The 17,293-nt window shown below is 62.9% G+C and carries 11 protein-coding genes and 3 pseudogenes; 6 read left to right on the forward strand and 8 right to left on the reverse strand.

Annotation, left to right across the window (positions count from 1 at the left end):
* Positions 1 to 57 precede the first annotated feature (57 nt).
* From GPY60_RS27730 to GPY60_RS14195, 5 genes and pseudogenes are all read left to right on the forward strand, one after another.
* Positions 58 to 141 (forward strand): annotated as a pseudogene (locus GPY60_RS27730) (glycoside hydrolase family 99-like domain-containing protein); the annotation flags it as partial.
* Positions 142 to 209: 68 nt separating this feature from the next.
* Positions 210 to 575 (forward strand): glycoside hydrolase family 99-like domain-containing protein, encoded by a 366-nt coding sequence (locus tag GPY60_RS27735; RefSeq protein ID WP_156688317.1) that lies wholly within the window; start codon positions 210 to 212, stop codon positions 573 to 575.
* A 223-nt stretch (positions 576 to 798) separates the two neighbouring features.
* Complete coding sequence (locus GPY60_RS14180; RefSeq protein WP_156688301.1) at positions 799 to 1,443, forward strand: class I SAM-dependent methyltransferase; 645 nt, start codon at positions 799 to 801, stop codon at positions 1,441 to 1,443.
* Positions 1,444 to 1,935: 492 nt separating this feature from the next.
* A complete protein-coding gene (locus tag GPY60_RS26635; protein ID WP_197283672.1) occupies positions 1,936 to 2,211 on the forward strand; it encodes a hypothetical protein in 276 nt (91 codons plus the stop codon).
* Between the two features lie 422 nt (positions 2,212 to 2,633).
* Positions 2,634 to 3,895 (forward strand): annotated as a pseudogene (locus GPY60_RS14195) (IS3 family transposase).
* A 587-nt stretch (positions 3,896 to 4,482) separates the two neighbouring features.
* Here GPY60_RS14195 and GPY60_RS14200 read toward each other — a convergent pair.
* From GPY60_RS14200 to GPY60_RS14220, 5 genes are all read right to left on the reverse strand, one after another.
* Entirely contained in the window at positions 4,483 to 5,514 is a 1,032-nt protein-coding gene (locus GPY60_RS14200; protein WP_156688304.1) for a GSCFA domain-containing protein, read from the reverse strand.
* A 9-nt stretch (positions 5,515 to 5,523) separates the two neighbouring features.
* On the reverse strand, positions 5,524 to 8,028 hold the full coding sequence (locus GPY60_RS14205) for a sulfotransferase (protein ID WP_156688305.1): 2,505 nt from the start codon (positions 8,026 to 8,028) through the stop codon (positions 5,524 to 5,526).
* 302 nt (positions 8,029 to 8,330) lie between these two features.
* Positions 8,331 to 9,788, reverse strand: coding sequence for a class I SAM-dependent methyltransferase (locus tag GPY60_RS14210; RefSeq protein WP_231639649.1), 1,458 nt, complete (start codon positions 9,786 to 9,788; stop codon positions 8,331 to 8,333).
* A gap of 481 nt (positions 9,789 to 10,269) precedes the next feature.
* Complete coding sequence (locus tag GPY60_RS14215) at positions 10,270 to 11,559, reverse strand: sulfotransferase (RefSeq protein ID WP_156688307.1); 1,290 nt, start codon at positions 11,557 to 11,559, stop codon at positions 10,270 to 10,272.
* 845 nt (positions 11,560 to 12,404) lie between these two features.
* A complete protein-coding gene (locus GPY60_RS14220; protein ID WP_156688308.1) occupies positions 12,405 to 12,722 on the reverse strand; it encodes a hypothetical protein in 318 nt (105 codons plus the stop codon).
* A gap of 113 nt (positions 12,723 to 12,835) precedes the next feature.
* On the opposite strand from GPY60_RS14220, the pseudogene GPY60_RS14225 reads away from it, so the two are divergent.
* Positions 12,836 to 13,601: pseudogene (locus tag GPY60_RS14225) on the forward strand (integrase core domain-containing protein); the annotation flags it as partial.
* On the opposite strand, the gene GPY60_RS14230 reads toward GPY60_RS14225, so the two are convergent.
* The 3 genes from GPY60_RS14230 to GPY60_RS14240 are packed head-to-tail and all read right to left on the reverse strand — an operon-like array spanning position 13,587 to position 17,260.
* On the reverse strand, positions 13,587 to 15,785 hold the full coding sequence (locus GPY60_RS14230) for a hypothetical protein (protein ID WP_156688309.1): 2,199 nt from the start codon (positions 15,783 to 15,785) through the stop codon (positions 13,587 to 13,589). The pseudogene GPY60_RS14225 and the gene GPY60_RS14230 overlap by 15 nt on opposite strands.
* A gap of 48 nt (positions 15,786 to 15,833) precedes the next feature.
* Positions 15,834 to 16,778 (reverse strand): Ppx/GppA phosphatase family protein, encoded by a 945-nt coding sequence (locus GPY60_RS14235; protein ID WP_156688310.1) that lies wholly within the window; start codon positions 16,776 to 16,778, stop codon positions 15,834 to 15,836.
* On the reverse strand, positions 16,772 to 17,260 hold the full coding sequence (locus GPY60_RS14240; protein ID WP_156688318.1) for a DUF501 domain-containing protein: 489 nt from the start codon (positions 17,258 to 17,260) through the stop codon (positions 16,772 to 16,774). Before GPY60_RS14240 ends, GPY60_RS14235 begins: the two co-directional genes overlap by 7 nt.
* Positions 17,261 to 17,293 lie beyond the last annotated feature (33 nt).

Consider the following 17,293-nt stretch of genomic DNA (forward strand, 5'->3'; position numbering starts at 1 on the left):
TTCTATCCGCCGCAGTTCCATCCCATCCCGGAAAACGATCTGTAGTGGGGCAAGGGATTCACCGAGTGGCGCAACGTGACCCAGGCGATGCCGCTCTACCCTGGTCACCAGCAGCCGCGTATCCGACGGACCTGGGGCTAGTACGACCTGCGCGTGCCCGCCATCCGTGAGGCACAGGCCGACCTGGCCCGCAGCCATGGCTCCACGGCATCTGCTACTGCTGCTGGTTCGCCGGGAAGCGCCTGCTGCAGCGCCCTCTCGACCAAATGGTGGAAAGCGGGTCGCCCGACTTCCCGTTCTGCCTGTGCTGGGCCAGCGAGAGCTGGAGCTGGCGCTGGGACGGCAGCGAGCGCGACGTGCTGATGCAGCAGAAGCACCGCCCGGAGCTCGACCTTGAGTTCGCCAGGAGCGTGCCCCCCTATTTCCCCGATCCTCGCAATATCCGCGTCGACGGCAAGCCGATGCTGATCGTCTACCGGCCGAACGTGCTCCCCATCTGTCGGCCACACTGTTGCGCTGGCGCGAACTCTTCCGCGAGGAAGGCATCGGCGAGGTCCCCCTGGTCTCGGCGATGACCTTGGGATACGAGCGCGGCGTCGAAGATAGCTTCCGGAACAGCCGACGAACTGGAGGCGTGGCAGGCTTTTCGAGGAAGCCGATGAAATCAGAGACCGAATCGCAGGCGTTCGACTCGCTCCCCGGTACGAAGCGGACGGCACGCGAATTCTTCGCGGCCGCCCAGAGACGGCGGCGACTCGTGTAAGGTCGTGCGACAAATATCGCAGGAGGCATCAGCGAGTGAAAGACGTTAAGGCCGTTGCGCAGAAGGACGCCGAGGTGTGGAAGGGCTCGCCGTACTACGCGATCGCCGAGCAATGGATCCACGTCTTTTGGGGTGAGAATAGCCCTTTCCTGAAGCTGTTCCAACGCATGGACCTGGAGACGCTCGTCGAACTCGCGTGCGGTCACGGTCGTCACGGTGAGATGATCGGCCGGCGTTACGACAACCTCGTCGGCTCGCTGGTCTGCATGGACGTGCTGCCCGAGAACATCGAATTCGCACGCGAGCGCCTCCGCCCCTTTCCCAAGATCCGGGTTGAATTGAATGACGGTGTGGGCTTCACCGGCATCGCGGATGCCAGCGTGACCGGTGTGTTCTGCTATGACGCGATGGTGCACTTCCATGCGGACGTTGTGGGCGCCTATCTGGCCGACACGCACAGGATCCTCAAAGCGGGCGGCCGTGCACTGTTCCATCACTCGAACTACACCGAGAACCCGGACCGCAGCTTCGGCCAGAACCCTGAAGCACGCGCTTACATGACACCGGCGATCTTCAAGACTCTGGCCGACCAGGCGGGACTGGTGATCCTCGAGGACCAGACCATCGACTGGGGCGGAATGCCGGCACTGGACCGCGTCACCCTGCTGGAAAAGCCCTGAGCCTCATGCGGGCGGCAGCGACTCTCCTCCGTTTCGATCATTCTGAGGAGGCTTGGTGCTGATCAACACGTGGCTGTACTCCCCACGCACCCCGTGTTCGAGGTCGTCGATGTCGATCGATGCGCGTTTCCAGCCCACTCGCGTCGCGGATCAAGCAAGCGATGTCGTGACCCCAATCCATGGTGACCAGCGTTCCGCGCTGCTCGGGATTCCCGTGGTGCATCGGGGGCTCCAGGAACTCGACTAAGCCTTCCGTTGTGCGCCTCACCCGCTGGCGTGAGGGCTGATCGCGGCAAACCAGTGGCACAGTGAAAATATGCGGCTTGCCGGGCTTGAGCGTCCGCGCGATCTCGGGCCAGACCCCACCGCCGTGGCCGTAGCATGTGCCGCTGGCGTGCGGGTGCTCACTGAACGACCAACTACCGTCCGCGCACTTGGTGGAAGGCAGGAGCAAAACGATGGCGGCGATAAAATAAATGACCGCAAGCGCGCATGGCAGAGATCCTGCCCACCGAGATCCGGCGCCGCGGCAGCGACGCACGCGTCGAAGACGCATATGTCGTCAACGTAGGCACCATTCTCCGCCAAGCGGACTGCATGATCGACCTGATCGTCGAGCTCGCCGGGTTCGGCGCAACGTTTTGCCGTATTGGCCTAAAACAACCTGCGCGCTGGCCGGCCTCCGGCAAGAGAAAACGGAGGCCCCCGTCCCCCGCCGCAGAGGCCGCGCGCTGGGTCATCGTCGAGTTTGCATTCCTCGCGATATGATGCTGAGACCTTCCGCCAGAAGTTTGGCGTTGGCGTAGCTGATATAGACCGAGGATACGATGCGGGGCACCACGCCCGCCGCGCTTGTCCTCGGTGCGGGGTCAGGCGGGAAATGCCCGAATGTAACGTAAACCCCCTGGCCATCGTCCGTTACCGTCAACAAGTTGGCCAGCTCGGCACCTGCGTGAGTATCAGATGGCCACATGACTTTATTTTGACCTTGCGGCGTCTCAGGCAACGATTTCTCCTAACTGGGTCGTCAGGCTCTACATCATCAATGAGCAACCCTAGTGTGGCTAGACGGGGCGCTTGCAGTGGCTCCCGGTGGCTGCGAGATGCCCTGCTGCGGGTACGGCATGCAATCGCGGATGTGAACCGCCCCGGGATGTCCGGAGACTCCATCGCTTGGAAAGGATGGAGTCATGTCAGATGGTTCGTCGAAGAGGTATCCGCCGGAGCTGCGTGAGCGGGCGGTGCGGATGGTCGCCGACATCAGCGATCAGGACAAATCGGAATGGACAGCAATCACTGAGGGCGCCGGGTTGCTGAGTATTGGCACGGCTAAGACGGTGCGCCGCTGGCTGCGCCACGCCCAGATCGATGCCGGCGCACGACCAGGAACGACGACCGACGAGTCGGCTGAGCTCAAGCGCCTGCGATGGGAGAACGCCGAACTAGGCAGGGCTAACGCGATTCTGAAGACAGCATCGGCTTTCTTCGCGGCCGCGATCGACCGGCCAACACACTGATCACCCGGTTCGTCGCTGAGCATCAGGGCCACCGTGACGGCCCTGATGGTCTGCGCTGGGGCGTCGAGTCGATCTGCACCCAGCTAAGCGAGCTGGGTGTACCGATCGCCCCATCGACCTACTACGACCAGCTAAATCATCAACCGAGCCGTCGTGAGATCCGCGACGGAGGGCTCAAAGACCACATCAAACGGGTCCACGTCGCCAACTACGACGTTTACGGTGCCCGCAAAGTGTGGCTGGCGCTGAACCGCTAGGGCGTCGCGGTGGCCCGATGCACCGTGGAGCGGTTGATGGCGGAATTGCGTCTGTCGGGGACCACCCGAGGGAAAGTTCGCCGGACGACGATCGGCGACCCGGCCGCAGCGCGCCCTACCGATCTGGTGGGGCGTCGGTTCGGGCCACCTGCACCCAACCGGCTATGGGTAGCTGACCTCACCTACGTGTCGACCTGGTCAGGGTTTGCCTACGTTGCCTTTGTCGCCGACGCTTACGCGCGGCGGATCCTGGGCTGGCGGGTCGCCTCCACGATGGCCACCTCGATGGTGCTCGACGCGATCGAGCAGGCGAATTGGACTCGCCAACAACAGGGAGTTCTGGATTTGAAAGATGTTGTCCACCATACGGATCCTGGATCGCAGTACACCTCGATCCGGTTCACCGAACGCCTCGCCGAGGCAGGAATCCAGCCTTTGGTCGTAGCGGTTGGCAGCTCCTATGACAATGCGCTCGCCGAGACCATCAACGGCCTCTACAAGACCGAGTTGATCAAGCCCCGCAAGCCCTGGCGGACCGTCGAGGAAGTAGAGCTAGCGACCGCTGAATGGATGCACTGGTTCAACAATCGCCGCCTCTACGAGTACTGCGGCGATATTCCACCCGCACACTTAAAGGCCGCCTACTACGCTCAACGCCAGAGACCAGCCGCCGGATGAGTTCTCACATCAGGAAGTCTCCGGACTCGCCGAAGCGGTTCACCAGACCACCCAACGTCAAACCAGGGGCCTACCCACCCGAACCTGACATCCTGGCCTGGCTCACCTGGCTTTGATTATGCCGACAAAAATCCCCAAAAGCGTTATCGGAGTGCATCATTACTAAAGCCATCGGCATAATTGGAATGTCGGCATAAGCCTTCAAATGCCGATGTCGGCATTTGAAGTCGACCCCCCACAGCCGATTTGGCGCCGCGGCATAGAAGCGGCGGTCCACGAGATCCTGGTATCGCTGATGAGTGCCATCAGCGATGGCGGTCTGGTGCTTGGATCCATCAGCGCGCGCCATCGGCGGCCGTGAGCGCGGCCAGACAACGCGCGTGGTTGGTCACGACCTCCGACGCACGAAGGAGTCCTGCACCCCGGCTCAGCAGGACGACTGCGGCACCCACACATTCAAAAACATGCGGTCGATGCACTCGACTTCGAACTCCACGTGTTTGGACCACATCGCCCGCTCTGCGCGCTACGGTCATGCTAGCCCGGTTCGAACGGGCGGCGGGGGACGGTCTACTAGAAGAAACTAGCTATTTGGTGTCAGTCATGACTTCCTCGCATTCGCGCTCGGCAAGCTGACGCGACAATTGCTCCAACGCACGGCTGCGGTCCCGAGCGCCGTCGCCTCCGGACGCCGGAGGTTCGCTGTGGCTCAGCATCGCATCCACTACCGTCTTGATAGCGTCAACCGTCACTGTGCGCCGGTCATCAGCAAAATGGGTTTCGGCGCCAGGGCCGGTGACAATTTCATAGGCGGGAAAATAGAGGACATCCGGCCGTGCGGCGACCGCCTCCGCGGCGGCCGCACGGAGTACGGACTTGCTGTACACCGTCGCGGCATAGACGTGTTCGCCGGTGGCGGTCGCCACCAGCGGCACTGGCGATACCGTCAACACAATCTTCAAGCCCGGCCGGATGGCCCGCATCCGGTCGATGAAGCCCAGGATGTCGGCGACGACCTCGCCGACGGTGAAGTTGACGAACCGGTGTCTGTCGGGGTCGAAGGTGCCCGCGATTGTTCCGGGGCAGGCGGGAAATACCGCGCCGTCGAAGGCCGAGACCCAGCTTTCCGTCAGCCCCAGGGTGAAGATGAAAACGTTGCATTCAAGGATCGCGGCCAGCACCCGAGCCAGGTGGGAGCGAGTCAGCAGATCGAATTCCTCTTCTGATTCGGCCGGATAGGGCAACCCTGGTCGGAACGGATCGATGACGGCGTCCGGCGTCACCCAGCGGTCTTCGCGCGGGTGGAACCGCCCCTCGGCCCGGTCGATGAGCTGAAGCCATTGCCTTGCCGTATAGATGTTTCCGTAGGCTGCCGAATAAAGTTCGTAGCCGAATCGGTCATTCGCCTGGGCCATCTCAGTCCGCACGTAATGGTAGCCGGCGGCTTCCAGATGCGGGACGATGTTTGCGGCAAAGCAACTTCCCGCTGACATGACCCGGCTGTCTGCCCTTAGGATCAGTTCTTTCGCCGTGATTAGATCGATCGGCGACCAGTTGCCTGCAACGGAGCGCGACCAAAAGGCCCGGTCTGGTTGATCGCTGTAGGGATGCTGCGCCATTTGTTTTCTCTAATTGAAAGCCCGTACCACGGTTTCGTACATCACGTTGCCATAGGCTTGGTTGGCATGGGTCACATCGTCCCACCAAAACTCACGCCTCAGGAAGCCGTCGGCATCCTGAACTTCCTTGGGAACAGGAATAAACATCAGCCCCCGAATGCGGGCTTCTTCGGCCAGCATGTCCTGCAGCAGATACCAAAGCTTCAGTCGCACATAGGGATCGGTGATGGGAACCGTATCCACGGAGTGCCCAAGCTGCGCCGCCGTACTGACAAAGAATTCTTCAGTAAATCCTTCAGTATTCAATAATGCCCGTAGCGCCTCATTGTCGCCCTTCGGTGGCGGCGTGCCGATAAGAGCAATACGGTTCAACCCGGCGGTCGCCAGCCGCTTCAACACCACGTCGAGAAAATCGTAACTGAACTGCTGGAAGCTGTCCCGGATGGCGGCCTGCGACACGATCTGCGCCGAGGGCTTCATCTTCGGCACATGTGGGGAAAGGAAGTCGAACGGCGTTTCCGCCTCGAAAAAATAGAGGGCATTGTGCTCGTTGCCGTTCCAAACGATGCCGACATCCGCGCCCGTTGCAAGATCGGCGAGGGTATCGAAGTAGCTCATGTCCCGCTCAGGCCCTGGGCCCACCATAATAAACGTGCCGTCTCCTCCAGGGCCCGCAACCAGCTCCGACGATTCGGTATAAATCTCTCGTCCGGCCATGGCGCGGAGATGGGAATGCCCTGCGAGAATGAGGCGGGGTGCGCAGGCATTTAGGCTGGACACCTCCACGGGAGTCGTTGCCTCAGAGGTGCTCGATCCTTGACAGAGGTCCTCGTCGAGGCTGGCGGTACCTGGACCGGCCGCAGCCGCCCGGCGCCCGAGTTCGGCGACCGGTTCGGGGTCGATGATATTGACACCACCGGTTTGATCTAGCCGTGCCGGCTCGACCGCGATCACAACGTCCTCCCCACAATTCTGAGGAGGCTTGGTGCTGATCAACACGTGGCTGTACTCGCCACGCACCCCGTGTTCGAGGTCGTCGATGTCGATGATGCGCGTTTCCAGCCCACTCGCGTCGCGGATCAAGCAAGCGATGTCGTGACCCCAATCCATGGTGACCAGCGTTCCGCGCTGCTCGGGATTCCCGTGGTGCATCGGGGGCTCCAGGAACTCGACTAAGCCTTCCGTTGTGCGCCTCACCCGCTGGCGTGAGGGCTGATCCCGGCAAACCAGTGGCACAGTGAAAATATGCGCCCCGCCGGGCTTGAGCGTCCGCGCGATCTCGGCGAACGCAGCGGCAGGAGACTCGAGGTGCTTCAACACCTCCTGCGTGATGTGCAGATCGAAGGTCTCGGGCTTGAACGACAGGCATTCGAGCCGCTCGGCTATGTACATCCCATAGCGGCGGCCGCCGCCAGTGTCGTCTAGCCAATGAGTCGCGCGGTAGCCCTCGCACTCCCTTTGCAGGCGCTGGCTGACCGGACGGTTCAACGGGCCGAATTCGTGGATCCTCAGCGATCGCCAATTCGGGTATTCCCGCTCGATCACGAGCATTAGCGCGCGTTCACGTGGGAGGCTGCCGCATTCCTCGCACAGGTAATGGTCGCGCATCGGCAACTCGATGGCTACGAAGCGCCTGCGTCGATCACAGATCGGGCAATAACCTTCGTTCTCGAACGCCGCGCCGGCAGGCGACGACGTTGGGGCGATGACTAGCGTGGGCGGGTTCAGCGGTTCGACCACCGCAGCCTGGCCGTGCGCGAGCAGTCGCGCGTACGCCCGCGAGATGCTGTGAGAATCGATCGAGGCCGGCATTGATTCGAGCCGTCCTCGATTCCGTGCCAGCTCGGCCTTGACGCCGGAAATGGCCGTCCTCGTTCGGTCGATGTCCAACTCGAGGCGCAGGTTGCACACTAGGTCTCGCGCCACTTTTTCCGGATCGGAAACTAGTTCCTCGTAACGAACCTGCGCTTCGATTCGCTCCTTGGGAATGCTGAGCAGGTGCTCGAAGTACTGCTCGCAGAGCTTGAGCCCGAATCGGAGCGACAATCCGTTGCGGATGTTGAGCGACTGAGCGATCGCCGCCGGGTTGCGCACACAAAGCACCACGCGGGCGGTCGGCTTCGCCTCGAACCAGAAGGGCCACAGCACACTGAGTCGAGGATCATTCACTGCCCAGGGCCGCCCGACGGTGTGGGCTTCGGCATCCATCGAGGCGACGAACGACTTCAGCCGCGCGACCAGGTCGGGTGGTGCCTGCAACTGTGCGAGATGCGGATCGCCCAATTCGGGTGGAAGGTCCCAGGCCGAGCCGCACCAGTCGAGCAGGCGATCGTTGAGGGCTACGGCATCCTGCAGTTCGTGGTACCCCTCGGGATTGTGGACATCTCCTGGTTGCGATCGCTCCGGAACTCCCTGATAGACGCCGAGATGGGCCAGGAGGCCAGCCGTCGCCGACATCCCTGATCGGTGCATGCCGATGACGAGGATCGGTGCAGTGACTTCGCTGGATACCATGCCGGGCGCTGTCCTGTCCGTTTAGCAGTCCGGTCAGGGCAGACCGGCGCGCTCAAAGCTTACCGAATTGACCCATCGGCAGCGCTCAATTCTCACTTCACCGAGGCACCACGGCCTTCGACGGCCTTCCGTATGGCCTTCGGCATCCGCTCTCCGCCGCCAACCGTCGTTCCTCAGCGAAAGCAACTGCATCCATGCATAACGCGACGCGAAGAATCCTTTCTCGGCGAAGTAACGAGGCGCTTCATTCGAACCACCGGAAAGAAAGAGCCAGCCATCCTGGCCAACCCACACATCCGAACTTACTTGCCATGCCTCCGCTTCTTGAGTACGGCGACGTTCTGGTGCCCCGAAACGGCGGCCTTGACGGTCGTGACGTGAACGAAGTGCGCCGAAAAGATCTGCGACGCCTTCTGGTCTGTCATCAGCGTCAGGCGGTAATACTCGGGATCGATCGGCAACGAGTCGAGGTCGGGAGTCTTCCAGCGGTCGAAGCACCCGGAGTTGCAGAGCTGGTCGATCGCGTCCTGCGAGCGCGACGCATAAACGAATGACGTGCCGTCGCCGTTGTACGAGAGCAGCGCAACGCCGTCGGGCTTGAGAACACGCGCAAGTTCTTCGAGCCATGCATGCATGACAGGCTCCGTGAGATGCGAGAGGACGCTGCTGGAGATGATGACGTCGAAAGAATCCGATGCAAGCGGAATGGGCGGCATGAGGTCCACTTCCACGAAGCTTCCGCGTTTCAGCGCTGAGTTGCACCATTCGACATTGCCCTCGTCGATATCGATGCCCGTGATGTCCACGCCCGCCGCGAGCATATGCCTGGCGATACGTCCGCAGCCGCAGCCCCAATCGAGCATCTTCGCGTTACGGATTTCCGCCCGGGGGCCGAAGGTTTCAGCCATCCATTTGAAACGCTGGAAGTCCGAATACCCGCCATTAAGGTAAGACACTGCGTTCGAAGTCGGCCCGGAAACCCGATGGATGTTTTCAGGTGGCGGAATCGCGGGAAGCCGGTCGATGTCCCCGATGTAGTTGTAGTCGGGAAAGCGGCGGCGTTGGGCACTGTCGATCGGGTCGCTCGCGAACCTGACATCGATCCTGGCGAAGCCGTCGAGCGTGCTGCTCGGTCCCCGCGCATAGAACCCGAGCGAATCCACTTCGTCCAGAAACCAGTAGAGCCTTTCCGCACGTGCCGAGGTCGCCGGCCCCACTTCCAGTGCTGGCCGATCATCGATGAACACTATGGGCATGTCGCCCGCCGAATGCCGCAGGGCCCAGCCTATGACGTGAAGTTCCTCTCCGACCTTGAAGACGGCATCGATGCCCCATTGGCTTCGCTCGACTCGTGCCGCCAACAGGTCGTACGTCTTGGGCTGCTTGGCAAGCAAACCGATATCGGCAAGCGCCAGCGGAAAAGCGCTCTTGTTGCTCTGGACCCAAACTTTTGCATCAACCGGTGCGCGATCCAGCGCGCGCATGCCGACCGTTCCGAGGCTCACCTGCACAAGGATCGATGAACCGCGGTTCACGAATCGGAAGACTTCATCGTCCTGCATCGCCGAGGCACGGTGGACGACATGATTACCGACGAGCAACTGGAGTCGGGCGCCCGCCAGTTCTTCCTCTGACGCACTGAAAGAAAACTGACCATCGGCCGCCAAACCAACAGGCTGGCGGGAAATGAACTGCCGAAATGTTTCGACCAAATCCACGTAGAGGCCCCCAGGAAAGCCAAGGCGAGCGAACACATGCATCACCTGTTGAGCATGCTAACGCATGCGCATGAGGTCTCAAAAGCAATAACCGACGCGTGAGGCGTGGTGCGCCGCTTCGACGCCAAGGCTCAGAAAGATGTCGCAATGCGGGGTCTAGCTAGTGCCAAAAACCAGAATACGCACGGGGTTCATTGCCAGTCCGCCTCAGCCACGCGATACGCGGTCAAGGACGGCCCAGATGATACTGATATGGCTGGTCTCGCCGGGGAATCGGCCGAGGGTTGTCGAGCCGCTGTGAGTCTACAGCGCCGATTCCAGTCCTCGGCGCCAAACGGCGCCTGCGGTCCCGGTCGGCTTGCCACCTAACGATGGCCCCAAGTCAGGTACTGGATTGGTCGGGATTCGGTCGGGATCCGGAGTGAACCAAATCCCTATGCTCGCCTATTGGTGTGGCAAGCCGCTTGTGGCGAGCTTTGGGCTAGCAGTGTGTCCCGCATTTAGCTGACAGCACCTAGACAAATTAATACGAACTGCCGTCAAGTCTGTCAAGTTCCTCGAGCAACTCGCGAAACGCCTCGTCGCAGATCTTTTGTAGCCGTGGTTCGAGGTCTTGCGTCCCGCGGCCGATCGATGATAGCGATGTTCGATGGGCATTCACATCAGCGGTGACTTCATTCTCAGCTCTAACCATTGCGGCGATTATATTCGCCGACGAGTCCAGCTCCAGAGCATCGAGCATTGCGCGTATGTGTTCGGTAGGCGAACGTATTAGGCCCTCGTAACGGACAAGCGGGCCGCGATGTGATGAGCGCTTCCAGGATTCTAGAAGGTCCACCATTTGCGCACGGATGACGTCGACGTATTGTTCATCCGTGTCAACCTGCTCGCGACCGAAATGGTGATAGCCGCGCCGAGCGTTAAACGCAAGGACGGAAGCTAAGCGGTCCTTGGGGTCTCGGACGAGGAATATCTCCCGGCCGCGCGGGTAAAGCTGCCGCATTATCGGGCGGATGTAGGAGTGCCCAACGCCGCCCTTTTCCGCGAAGAATGCAGGCGTCGCGCTTGTTCGCGCGCTCGCATACTCCCGGTAGAACGACTCGACAGCGGCCTGCGCGACGCGGGCGAATTCCTCGACCTGACCGGAGCCGTACCAGCGGTCGATAGCTTGTGGCCCTACCGGGTCCGTACCGTCCGGATTCAAATAATAAGGGAACGGAGCTAGCCGTGTTGGATCCGACCAGAACTCCGGAGCCTCCGCCTCCGCGGGTGCGGCTAGCACGTGTATGAAATGCATCCAGTAGCTGCAGACGCGGCTCTCATAGGGAAACCGCTCATCGACCGTGATGTCCGGGTGCTCCGCAAGCATCCTCATCAGCATGGTGCCGCCCGATCGGCCGATATTGGTAACTATGATTGGCTGCATGGACGGGGTGAAGGCCGAGGTTAGCTGCTGCGTGCCGCATATTTCCGCGATCTGGCGTCGGCGTCCATCCTGGAAGACAACCCTCACCTGAATTGTGAAGGCCGATGTGAGGCCGACCGTTCCGATCGCCTTTGAGAACCCCACCAATGGCGTACTGCTGCCATACAGTTCGGCCGCTTGCGGCCGCGAAACAGTTAGCTGGCAGCGCGCGACCACCTCGAACTCGTGGACGAACTCTACCTCGGCTACAGGCTCCTTACCTACGACCCAGCCGACGACCTTCAACGCGTATATGTCTACCGGACCCGGCAACGGCTGGTCGAGAAAAGCACCAGCGATCAGGTCGCCGCTTGGGTTCAGGGTTACCTCCGAAATCTTCACTTTCATGCGGCGATCCCGTCCTTCCTCGCCTGCGCCACGACATCCACGGTGATTCACTCGTCTGCAACATCTTCCGCGCACCTTATCTCTGCAGCGCGTCTGCGACACCGGGGGTCTGCTGTCGGTGACTGATTGAGGGCTCGCGCCCTTGTGAACTGGGTGTTCTCACGCATCCAATCACAGAAAGGCGCGAGCTTGTCCAAGGGTAATTCATTGCTCCTCGGCCTCGAAGGAACCGTCGTCGACACGCGTGACACTGGACCCCGACGGTGTCCGCACGGTGGTTGTCGGCACTGTCGAGGAATGGGGCGGCAAATGCTGGAAGTGCAAGATCCGGTCGTCGGACCAAGGATTGGGTCACCAGCCGGCCCGCGTGATATCAAGATCGGCCCGGATCGCCCGCATATCATCCGGCGCAAACGTAAGTGGCTCTGTGCCAACGTCTTTATGTGAGATCAAGGTTTTTCACCGAGGCAACTCCGGCCGTTCCGGACAGGGCGCGGGTGACGGCGCGCGCCAAGTCGGAATTGGCCCTGCCGGGTGCTCGACGACAACCGCTCGGTGGCCGCAGTCGCCGCCGCCTACGGCTGCACGTGGACTACCAGCCATGGTGCGGTCACGGCCACCGCCGACCCGGTGCTGGCCGGCGAACCCGAGCTCGTGGCGGTGCTCGGCATCGACGAAATACCCCCGGGGGAAAGCGTAATACGAGACGCGGCAACTTTTCTGGGTGGCTTTAAGCCGTACTGGACGAGGAGGTCTCTGCCGAGCACAATGGTGCGGCGATCAGGCGGAGTCCATCGGTGTCCTGCGCAAGTCCATCGAGCCGGTCCCGTCGCAGTGGTGGGGCGCTAGCTCCAGGTCGTCTTGGGCGGCGGCGGGGTGGCGGTCTTCGGCGGCAGCGAGGTGGCGGTCTTCGGCGGCAGCGAGGTGGCGGTCTTCTGCCGGGTGCTGGGAAAGACCTCGTGCTGAGCCCCTTCCAAGCATGCGAAGGCGTAGGTGAGGTCTGCGAGTTGGGCTGTCAGTTGGCCCGTCAGTACACCCTCGGCGCGCTCGTCCCGCGCATTCCAGATTCGCCACGCTGCGGCTCGAATGATTTCGGCTAGCGCCTTCCGGGCCTCCAGCATCGAGGTCTCGACCTCGTCAGCGAGATTCTCTTGGTCAGGCAACTGGATCTCCGTTTCGGTCTGTGGCGAGTGCCCGGTGCCAGGCCGACTCTTCCTGTGTGAACCCAAGCGCCACATTGTGTTTGTAACAGTATCCACAAGCGGGCGGCAAGGCAACCGAACGACGGACAATTCGAAGTTCGGGTCATCCGCCGCTGAGACCAGTCCAAATCGGCTATCTGCTGGGCATTCACCCCTCGACTGTGCACCGGGTGCTGACCCGCTACGGGCTCGCCCGACTACGTTGGTTGGACCGCCCCACTGGCCGGGTCGTACGCCGGATCGAATCCGCAGCGGCCGGCGATCTAGTCCACGTCGACGTCAAGAAGCTCGGCAAGATCCCCGCCGGTGGCGGCTGGCGGATGCTCGGCCGCACCAAAGGCGGCCACAACGCCAGCGTGGACAAGACCAGCGGAGTCTTCAATAAGTACCGACACCCGCTACGCCCCTACCACTTCCTGCACTCCGCGATCGACAGCCACTCTCGACCGATCTACAGCGAGATGCTCGCCGATCAACGCAAAGAGACCGCGGCCCCTTCTGGGACCGCGCCCAACACCTGCTTCAACCAGTGCGGGATTAGTGTTCGAAAGGTATTGACAGACAACGGCTGTTAATACCGATCTCAGCCTTTCGCAATGCGCTCGGCGACATCGAGCACCGACCCACCAGGCCCTACCGACCTCAGACCAACGGAAAGGTGGAACGCTTCTAACGCACCCTGGCCGATGAATGGGCCTACTCGCGCCTCTACACGAATGACGCCGAGTGCTGCGCCGAATATCTCCGCTGGCTCCACACCTACAATCATCACCGCGGCCACACCGCACTCGGAGGTCAGCCACCCGCCAGCCACGTACTAACCTCTCAGGCCAGACATCTGTAGATGCAAAGAACTTCGTCGAGGGTGGCGGTGCGCGGCCCGGCGCCGGTGGGCGGTCGGCTGTGTTGGGCAGGCGGGTTGGGGTTGGTGTTGTGTCCGCCGCGGGCTCGGTCCAGGCGCGCGGTGTCGAACATCGCCGGGCCGGTGGCAATTACGTCGGTGAGCAGGTAGCGGCCAGCGGCTGGTGTCCGGCGCACCGCCTCCTCCGCTGCGCAGGCGCCGGTGAGTTTGGCCGCATCGTCGATGTTGATGCCCACTTGAAACACCTGTGGTTCGGCGTCGAGCACCGCGGTCAGGCGGGTGATGTAGCTCTCGGGGGCGAAAAACCGCCAGCCCGTACCCAGATGCAGCCAGAACCGTCCGTGAATCTGGTCGCGCAGCTGCGCCAGCAGTGGGGCGGGCTTGTCGCCGGACCTGCGACGGGCAAACCTGAGGAACGCGTAGCGTTTTCGGAGCTTAGCGCGGTCGGCGGCGGACAGCCCGGCATCGAGCACCAGGAAGCGCCCGACGCGTGACACATCGAGGCAGCAGGTCAGAAACGAGTTCAGGGTCTGCTCGGTGGTCTCGCTGTCGGGTCCGGCAATCAGGCTGACGGTGACCTCAGGCTCACCGGGAGCTGCGGCCAGGGACTGCACCACAGTTTGGGGACAGGGGGAGGCCGCCTCGAGCATGGCCGGCACCGAAAAATCGCGGTTGGCCGCAATCCGTTGCCGATCAGCCTCGGGCAGGTCGGGGCGGGCAAGCAGGCGCCGACACAGCGTGAACGCCTCGGCATGCTTACCGATCCAGGATGCGCACACCGCCTGCTCATCGGTTGCGCGCCACGCGTAGACGTCGGCGTATCTGGGGACAAAGAGATCCTCTTCGGGAAATGGGATTTCGGCGGCCCACTGGGCAAACAAGTACGCGAACTTGTAGCGCTGCTCGACGCGATACCGAACGGCGATGGCGTGCAACGCCTCGGCGCGCGTCGGTCGAAACTTCCAAGCCTTGAGGTAGGCGTCCTCAATAACCGGCCACGGCTCACCGAGGTTCGACATCGACTCCGCGAGCCGGTACAGCGCCCAGTAGACCTCCTCGTCGCAGCCGCCCATCTCGACCCGCCGCTCACACCACCTGCGCGCGTTGGCGAAATCCTCCATGCGGCAGTAGGTCTCGGCGAGGAAGAAGATCGACCGCGCATCCTCGGGGTTGCGTTCGACCTTGGCCAGCAACCAATCTAGCTCCTGCGCAGCCTTGTGTTTGAACAGCCCAAAGGTAAAGAGTTGGCGCTCGCGGAGGTCTGCGCTGCGGTCCGTGCCTTCGCGGCGCACATTGAGGCCAGAATCGGCCTCATCGTTCACACCCTCCGATAACGCGCGCCGCAGGATGGCGGCTTGGTCGCGGCCGGCGAAAGCCTGAAAGCCGCGCTCGGCGAGCGCGCGTCGCGCGCGCTCGTCGCCGACGAGCTCCACACAGCGATCGACCAGTCCGCCGTAGTCCGCGAACGCGATGCCCGACGCCAGGTCGCGCTCCAACGTGGGGTCGGCACTGTGCTCGCAGACCACCGGCCGCCTATTGGCGAGCAGATACGAAACACGCACGATGGCAAAGATTTTCGCTTCCCAGTAGTGCATGTTGAGTACGACCTTCGACCGTCCGATCCAGGCGTCGCGGTCCGCACCGTAGACGTACGATAGCCATTTGACGCGAAGACCGCGGTCGCACAGTTCCCGGAGAACGGCGTATCGGCGCGCGTTGAGCGCGCCGTAGAACAGGACGTCGATGTCCTCGGCGGCGGGGGCAATCCGGGTCAGCTGGGGGACGTATCCGATCGGAACGTAGATGGGCCGGGGCAAGCCCATTGAAGCGAGGTACTCGACGTTGGCTTCGCTGTAGTCCCACGTGGGGTAGCGCCGGAACAGGTCGACGAACTCCGGCATCGTCATCCACGGCAGGTCGTCACCCAACTGCTCGAGGTTGTAGAAGATGGGGTTCTTCGGCGGCTCCAAGGCGTATTGGACGAGGAGGTTTCCCCCGAGCACGATGGTGCGGCGGTCGTCGAGGTCGAGCCGGTTGGTCAGTACCGAGTCGTGGCCCAGCGCGAGAAGGCCATGGTGCAGCGCCTCGGCGACCTCGTTGAAAGCTTGGCCGCTGATGTTCTGGTGGTCGGGCGGTGACACCACCGCGACCGCGAAACGCATGGGTGCAAAGTACCCGAAGAGGTGCTGGGCTCGGCCCTCTTTGGTGACTTACCCGGCGATCGACAGCACGATCCCGTCGAGGATGTCGTGTTCGCTGACGGTCAGCTCGTCGATGCCGGCGCGCTCACGGAACGAGCGCGCCAGTTCCTCGACGACGATCGCTCCCCCACCGATGACGTCGGCGCGTCCGGGGTGCATGGGCCCGAGGGCGGCACGCTCCGCGCGTGTCATGCCGATCAGCCGCTCGCACACGGCGAGGAGGTCAGCGCCGGGCACACGCGAAAGGTGAATGGCCGCAGAATCGTACGTCGTCAAACCATGCGCCAGCGCCGAGAGCGTGGTCATCGTGCCGGCGACCCCCACCCACGTCCGCGCCTCCTCGACGGGCACCACCCGCAGCGCCTCGGCGAGCCGCTCGCGCACCACCTCGCGCGCGTAAGCCACCTCCTCGGCCGTCGGCGGGTCGGACTTGAGGCAGCGCTCGGTCAGCCGCACGCAGCCGATGTCGGCCGAGTAACTGGCCGCCACCGACTCGCCGCCCACCACGATCTCGGTGGAGCCGCCGCCGAGGTCGACGACGACGAAAGGGGCTCTAGCAGAATCCAGTTCACCGACCGCCCCGCGGAACGACAGCTCCGCCTCCTCCGCGCCCGTGATCACCTCCGCCACCGTCCCGGGCAGCACTCCGCCCAGCACGTCGGCCGTCATCGCGAAGAAGTCCTCCCGGTTGGCGACGTCGCGGGCGGCCGACGTGGCCACCATGCGCGCCCGCTCGGCACCGTTTTCCCGCATCAGGGCGGCGTAGTCGGCCAGCGCCGCCCGGGTTCGGGCGATCGCCTCCGGCGCGAACTCGCCCGTCGCGTCGACACCCTGACCGAGCCGCACGATCCGCGTCTCGCGGTGCACGTCGATCAGCCGGCCGTCGCGAAAGTCCGCGATCAGCAAGCGAATCGAGTTGGTGCCGCAATCGACTCCGGCGAGCCGGCTCACCACCGGCCCGCTTCCAGAATTCCCGCCATCGCGGGCTCCAAGGCCAATAAACCCAGCGCCTCGTCGCCGAGCGGGTTGCAGCCCGGCCCCTTGGCGAGCGAGTGGGCGATCAGCACGTGCAGGCACTTCACCCGGTCAGGCATGCCACCGCCGGAGAACGTGGTGCCCAGCGGCTCGATCGCGTCGCGCTCGGCCAGATAGGACTCGTGGGCCCGCCGATACGCCAAAGCCAAATCGGCGTCCTCGCGCAGCCGTTCGGTCATCTCGCGCATCAGGCCGGTCGTCTCGAGCCTGCTGGCGGCGGCGGTCAGCACCGGGTGCGTGAGATAGTACAACGTCGGAAACGGAGTGCCGTCGGGAAGTCGCGGCGCCGTCTTCACCACGGCCGGTTCGCCATTGGGGCAGCGGTACGCGATCTCCAGGACACCGCGCGGCTCGCGCCCAAGCTGACGTGCCACCGCGTCGCGGTCCGCACGGTCCACCACCGGGGCTCGGGCCTGGCGGCGGGGGGTCGGGGG

Source organism: Mycobacterium sp. Marseille-P9652 (assembly GCF_902652685.1).
GTDB lineage: Bacteria > Actinomycetota > Actinomycetes > Mycobacteriales > Mycobacteriaceae > Mycobacterium.

What these genes read in the sequence shown, in the direction of transcription:
- GPY60_RS14210 (WP_231639649.1), bottom strand. Translation starts at nt 9,788, where the DNA reads ATGCATGTGTTCGCTCGCCTTGGCTTTCCTGGGGGCCTCTACGTGGAT.
- GPY60_RS14200 (WP_156688304.1), bottom strand. Translation starts at nt 5,514, where the DNA reads ATGGCGCAGCATCCCTACAGCGATCAACCAGACCGGGCCTTTTGGTCG.
- GPY60_RS14215 (WP_156688307.1), bottom strand. Translation starts at nt 11,559, where the DNA reads ATGAAAGTGAAGATTTCGGAGGTAACCCTGAACCCAAGCGGCGACCTG.
- GPY60_RS14230 (WP_156688309.1), bottom strand. Translation starts at nt 15,785, where the DNA reads ATGCGTTTCGCGGTCGCGGTGGTGTCACCGCCCGACCACCAGAACATC.
- GPY60_RS14205 (WP_156688305.1), bottom strand. Translation starts at nt 8,028, where the DNA reads ATGGTATCCAGCGAAGTCACTGCACCGATCCTCGTCATCGGCATGCAC.
- GPY60_RS26635 (WP_197283672.1), top strand. Translation starts at nt 1,936, where the DNA reads ATGGCAGAGATCCTGCCCACCGAGATCCGGCGCCGCGGCAGCGACGCA.